The organism is Streptomyces sp. NPDC004065, assembly GCF_044903565.1.
Lineage (GTDB): Bacteria > Actinomycetota > Actinomycetes > Streptomycetales > Streptomycetaceae > Streptomyces.
Window position 1 is genome coordinate 1 of the sequence record NZ_JBJDQT010000060.1, and the last position, 5,838, is coordinate 5,838.

The window sequence follows — 5,838 nt, forward strand, 5'->3', positions numbered from 1 at the left end:
GGAACTCCTTCGGATACGGCTTGGGCACTGCAACATCCTTCCAGGCCGCTTCTCAGCAAGCCAGGTCAGGTGTCACCCAACCCTGCAGCAGTCCCAAGCCTTCGCAACATCACTTGCACTCGCTGCGTGAATGCTGCAGTTGACGTTCAGCGACATGAGATGTCTTTGAGCCGTACTTGCCCCGGTCGACAGGATTCGGACCTGTCAGGTCCCCCTTTTCAGGGCCCGCATGTTCACCGAGTCGATCGCGCAGCGCGACCAGTCCAGGTCGCCGCGGGCGCCGAGTTCGTCGAGGACCAGGCGGTGCAGCTTGGCCCACACGCGGGCCTTCGTCCACTCCGTGAAGCGTCGGTGGGCTGTCGCGCCGGACGGCCCGAACGAGGCGGCCGGCAACTGCTGCCACGTGCAGCCTGACGTCGCCACGAATACGATCGCGGCCAGTACTTCGCGGTCGCCGTGCCGGCGTCGGCCACCGCCTTGAGGTCGCGACGGTGCCTCCGGCACGACCCGCTGGAACAGCTCCCACAACTCGTCCGGCACCAGCCGCTCAACGATCCTCGACACGACCAGCAGCTTACCCAGCCAAATGAGATGATCTCTAAGCTGCGCGTGCCCTACACCTTCGTCACGCCCGAGGACTGGCCCGCGGGCATCAGCGGCCATCCCCTGGGGGTATGGGTCGCTGATCAGCGCTGCTACTACGCCGCCGGGACACTCGAGCCCGAGCGCGTCGCCGAGCTCGAGGCGCTCGGCATGGTCTGGTCGGTGCAGGACACCGCCTGGGCCGAAGGCCTCGCCGTCGCCCGCTCCTACGCCACCGCACACGACGGCGTGCTCCTCCCGCCGGCCACCGCAGTATGGGAGGGCTACCCCATCGGAACCTGGGCCAAAAACCAGCGCGCAGCAGCCCGCAAGACGTTCCACAACGCCGAACGCCGCGCCGCCGACGAGACAGACATCCCCCACGCCGGGGAACTCCCGCAAAGCCGCCTGGAAGCGCTGGAAGCATCGACCCGGGACGGTGCCCCCTCGGCTGGGACATCGCCTGGCAACGCGCCTTCCGCCTCACCCACGCACACATCAAGGCCGGCGCAACCCTGCCGACCGCCGCAGGCCAGATCATCGTCCAAGGCGAAGACCTGGGCGCATGGGTCACGGCACAGCGGCACGGCTGGGACAAGCTCCTGCCCGCCCAGCAATGGCTCCTCGAAAGCACGCTCGGGCTGGAACCGGCGGGCGCGGAACATCGCCGCGGCCCGGCAGTTCCACGCCCGCGAAGGCCACCTACGGGTCCCGCGCCAGCACGTCGAGACCGTCGACGGCGAACCGGTCGGACTGGGCCAATTCGTCAACAACGCCCGCCGGCGGGCGGCGACACTGAGCGCGCAACGACGTGCCGACCTCGATGAACTCGGCATGAGGTGGTAGAGAGTCGGCGCGGGGGCCGTAGGAGCGTCGCTCATCGGCGGCCCCAGGGCACGATGCTGTCGGTGCTGCGTCGTTTCGGCGTACGGGTCAGCGGTGGCGGTGACCGCTCGTCCGGTGGCCGCTGTATGGGGCTGCGGCCACCAGGGTGAATGCCCCCATGGCGCTGGGCGCGCTCCTACCGGCCAGTGATCGCGTCTGGGATAGGTAGATCGCATGACCGTACGCAACGCTTATCGTCACGCTGCTGCCCTGACGCTGACCGTCGCAGCGCTGCTGCCCATGCCCTTGGTGTCAGCCACGGCTGCAACAGCCGACCAAGGCGCCACCAGCGCTCACCTGGAAGCCGGAGATCCCAGCGGTGAGGCGCTGCGCTTGCTGGCCCAGCCTCCGTTCCCACCTACCGACCTCAGCCTCCTGGCCACGCAGGCGTATCCTGCCGGTCCGCCGATGCAGCCTGCGCCGCCCCGCGCGATCACCGTCAGCGAACTGGTCAGGCAGCTCAATACCACTTTGAAGCTGCGTGGTCGCCGGGCGGTTGAGGAGGGGCTGGCGGTGTTCCAGAGCCAGCAGATCTCAGCCATCGTGCCCGATCTGAACCTGCGCGCCGCTCTCGCCTCCCTGGCCAGCAGCCCGGCCGCCGGCAGTATCCAAACCGTCCGGGAGGGTCTCGTGAGACGGGTCGCTTTCGCTGCCCTACCGAATCCGAGCGTGATCGCCCAGACGTTTACCGCCCCGCATGGGCAGATCGACATCTTCGTCAACCAGCGGTATCGCTACGAGGACTTCCGTCTCCTTGGCGTCACCTTGTCGCACGAGACGTTGCACCAAGACGGGACGTTCAACAACAACGAGGAGGCCATCAGCGCAACGCTGCACACCGCCTACTACGGGCAGCTGCTCCTTGAACAGCCGCAGTTGGCAACCAGTCGCACCGAGCTGGCCCGCAGGCTCAACACCGGCCTGATGGCACTGCTGAACACGCGCGACGACCTCGGCCGTCAGCGTCTGACCCACGCCACCGGAAACGTGCTCCCTGGCACGGTCCCCCCGTTGCCGAGTTTCGGTGCTGCGTACCTCGGCATCACCCCGGGCGGCGGCACGGCAACAGATCCGACCAGTACACCGGGCAACGCGAACCTGGACTTCTACCTCAACGCGATCACCCGCACGCGGCACACGGGTGCAGCGTTCAACACCGCCACCGTCCAGTTCCTCGACCATCACCAGGCCTGGGCCACACCCAGCCAGCGCATCCGCCTCGCCCACCTGCTCAAACTGCGTCTCCCAAGCCGCCCAGGCAAGCACATCCCCCAGGGCCCCGTGAAGATGCACCCATCACCCGCCACGGATGGGTTGGCATGGCGTGGTTCAGGAAGCGGCACCTGATCTGCGGCGGGCGCTGGCCGCCTTCCTACGCGACGTCCCGTCTTGGTAGCCACTGGTCGACCTGCTGCACGATGGCCCCGGCGGAACCTTGCCGGTACAGGCGAGCGAGGTCATCGTGCTCGGCGAGGACCTGGGCGCGTGGGTCGCTGCGCAGCGGCTCGGCTGGGACAAGCTGCTCCCGGCCCAGCAGTGGCTCCTGGAAAGCACGCTCGGGCTGGAACCGGCGGGCGACGACGAACGACCCGTGCGGCGTTCGCAGAGTGCCGCGTGGGAGCGGAACATCGCCGCCGCCCGGCAGTTCCACGCCCGCGAAGGCCACCTGACCGTGCCCCGCAAGCACATCGAAAGAAACCGTCGACGGCGAGCCGGCGGGGCTCGGGCCAATTCGTGAACAACGCCCGCCGACGCGCCGCAACGCTCAGCCCACAACGGCGGGCGGACCTCGATGCTCTCGGCATGCGCTGGTAGGGCGCTTCGAGGGCGAGCGGGGAGCGCAGGGATAGGGTCTGGGGACGGTTCCGTGCCGAACGCACTCGGCACGGAACCGCCCTCCACTTGGGGTCACGTGATGCGTCTCCCTCAGGAGCTCCATCAACGCCGGGACGCTCTCGGCGTACACCGTCTCGTAGTACGAGGTTGTGGTGTGTCGGCGACGGCTGAACCAGGTCCGGTGGGGAGAGATCGAGCCGCACCGCGACTACGTCAAGCAGCTGCTGGAGACCACGACGGTCACCACGATCCATCAACGGCTGCGGGACGAAGGCAAGTTGAAGGTGTCGTTGTCGACGTTCCGCCGCTGGGTGCACGAGAACCTGCCAGAGGAGGCGGCCCGGTCGAAGGTCACGGTGCTACGGGAGAACGTCGAGCCGGGCTCGGAGGCCCAGATCGACTACGGTTTCCTGGGGCAGTGGATCAACCCGGCCACCGGGAAACGTCACCGGATCTGGGCGTTCGTGATGGTGCTACCCGCCTCGCGGCACATGTTCGTCCGCCCGGTGGCCCACATGGACCAGCACGCCTGGACCGAAGCGCACGCGGAAGCCTTCCGCTTCTTCGGCGGTTATGTGGGTGCCAACTCTTCCGCGATCTCGTGTTCCCGGCCAGGATGGTCGCTCCCGTCGAGGAGCCCGGATGGCCTGGCATCCGCAGTTGGTACGAAGTGTCGATGCCACGGGAAACCCCGCAGCATCGCTCGGGCACGCCCTGGTCGATGACTACTTGGAGTTCGTGGCGGCACGCTGCCGGCCGAACACCCTGCTGGCCACCGCCTACGACCTGAAGGTCTTCTTCTCGGTGGTGCCCAAGGAGCCCGCCGACGTCGTCACCGCGGACGTCTTCGCGTTCATCACCGCGCAGAAGAAGCCGAGGCGGGGACCGAAGGTCGTCCGACTCGAAGACGGTGAGGCGGGGCTCTCGGCTCGGACCATCAAGCGCCGGCTCGCCAGCATCTCCGGGCTGTTCGGCTACCTGATGACTCGCGACGACCTGGCCATTGATCGCAACCCGGTGCCAACAGCGCTGGCCAACCGCCGCCGCAGCGGCAATCGCGGGGCACCGCTTCTGCGCACGCCCCGAACCCTCCCGCGCGTCCTCGGGCCCGGCGAGGTCGAGATGCTCCTCGGCGCCCTGAACACCGCGCGGGACCGGGCCATGGTCCTGGCGATGCTGCTGGGTGGACTGCGCCGTTGCGAAGTCCTCGGTCTGCAACTAGGTGACCTCTCACCGGGTGAGCATCGGGTCTTCATCAGTGAGGGCAAAGGTGGGCACCAGCGGCTGATACCCCGTCTCCGCGCAGTTCTTCAGCGCGGTCGGCGACTCCCTGGATCGTGAACGTCCCCCCGTAAGCACGACCGGCTGTTCGTGGTGCTGCGCGGGCCCACCCGGGGTCGGCCGCTGTCCGCCGACGGCCTGGACGAGATCCTCGACGGCGTCCCGAAACGCACGGGGCTGCCGAAGTTGACGTGCCACCAGCTACGGCACACCTGCCTGACCCGGCTGCGGGAGGCGGGCATGGCCCTGGAGGCGGTACAGGCCCAGGCCGGACACCGCTCCATCGAATCAACCCGGATCTACATCCACCTGGCCAACAGCTGGCTCGTCGACCAGTACCTCCAGGCGAGTGCCGCCATCGATGCCGATCGGGTGGAGGACTGATGCGCCGGGCCCGCGCCGCCGCCCTGCCGATCGTGCACCCGGACCTGGTCGAGTTCTACCTCGCCCACCGGGCCGCGCAGGGCATGAACACCGATCACAAGGTCCGCTGGGGAGCCCGCGCTGTTCTCGCTGCAGTGACCGACCTGGCCGACTTCCGTCGCCTGCCGCTGGCACGCCAGCTCGCCTTCAACCACGAGACCCACCGATTCATCAGCTGGCTCTCGGTCACCGGACGTCTGCAACCCGGGGCGGACTATCTGGTCGCCCGGCGCCCGCGACTGGGCATCGTGCTTGCTCGCACGGAGCCGGAGCTGCACCTGCGGTTCATGGAGACCGCCCGCACGCTCGGCTTTCGCGACACGGTGGCGATGACCCAGTTCAACCTGCTGGCCCACTTCGTCGCGCTGTTCGGCAAGCAGCCGCACGAACTGCAGCAAAACGACTGGGACGAGGGACGCCGCTTGCTGTTGGAGGCAGCCCGCCGCATCCCCAACCGCGGGGTCAAGGCCCTGTCGACCGCCCTGTTCAACCTGGAAGCGACCTTGTTCCACTGCGAGTTGACCGACCAGCTCCCGCGTCGTCGCTCGCCGGATCACGCCGACATGCGGGCCCGGGAGTGGTCCCGAGCCCCGGCCGCGATGGCCGACACGATGCAGCACTATCTGCGGCAGATCGCCAGAACAATGCGGCCGGGAACCGTGAAGAACGCCGAGCTGACGCTGCGGGAGTTCGCCCTCCTAGTCACCGGCGAAGACACCGACGTCACCTGCGTCGCCTAAGGGCTGTCCCGTAAATGATCTTTGACGTGTGTGTTGGCCTGCTGGTTTCTGCGTCACCCGGCAAGGACGAGGTTGTGCAGGCGGGCGATGC

General features: G+C 67.9%; 5 protein-coding genes and 2 pseudogenes. 6 read left to right on the forward strand and 1 reads right to left on the reverse strand.

Annotation, left to right across the window (positions count from 1 at the left end; genetic code table 11):
- Nucleotides 1-139 precede the first annotated feature (139 nt).
- Nucleotides 140-564: pseudogene (locus tag ACI2LW_RS33455) on the reverse strand (transposase); the annotation flags it as partial.
- Nucleotides 565-591: 27 nt separating this feature from the next.
- On the opposite strand from ACI2LW_RS33455, the gene ACI2LW_RS33460 reads away from it, so the two are divergent.
- From ACI2LW_RS33460 to ACI2LW_RS33485, 6 genes and pseudogenes are all read left to right on the forward strand, one after another.
- Nucleotides 592-1,428: a helicase associated domain-containing protein gene (locus ACI2LW_RS33460; protein ID WP_404735027.1), complete on the forward strand. Its 837-nt coding sequence runs from the start codon at nt 592-594 to the stop codon at nt 1,426-1,428.
- A gap of 213 nt (nt 1,429-1,641) precedes the next feature.
- On the forward strand, nt 1,642-2,814 hold the full coding sequence (locus tag ACI2LW_RS33465; protein WP_404735028.1) for a hypothetical protein: 1,173 nt from the start codon (nt 1,642-1,644) through the stop codon (nt 2,812-2,814).
- 88 nt (nt 2,815-2,902) lie between these two features.
- Nucleotides 2,903-3,205 carry a helicase associated domain-containing protein gene (locus tag ACI2LW_RS33470; protein ID WP_404735029.1) on the forward strand — a complete coding sequence of 101 codons (303 nt, stop codon included), beginning with the start codon at nt 2,903-2,905 and terminating at the stop codon, nt 3,203-3,205.
- Nucleotides 3,206-3,452: 247 nt separating this feature from the next.
- Nucleotides 3,453-4,028, forward strand: coding sequence for a hypothetical protein (locus ACI2LW_RS33475; protein ID WP_404735030.1), 576 nt, complete (start codon nt 3,453-3,455; stop codon nt 4,026-4,028).
- Nucleotides 3,946-4,968, forward strand: a pseudogene (locus tag ACI2LW_RS33480) (tyrosine-type recombinase/integrase). The gene ACI2LW_RS33475 and the pseudogene ACI2LW_RS33480 overlap by 83 nt, the downstream one beginning before the upstream one ends.
- Nucleotides 4,968-5,747 (forward strand): hypothetical protein, encoded by a 780-nt coding sequence (locus ACI2LW_RS33485; RefSeq protein WP_404735031.1) that lies wholly within the window; start codon nt 4,968-4,970, stop codon nt 5,745-5,747. The pseudogene ACI2LW_RS33480 and the gene ACI2LW_RS33485 overlap by 1 nt, the downstream one beginning before the upstream one ends.
- The last annotated feature ends 91 nt before the right edge of the window (nt 5,748-5,838 follow it).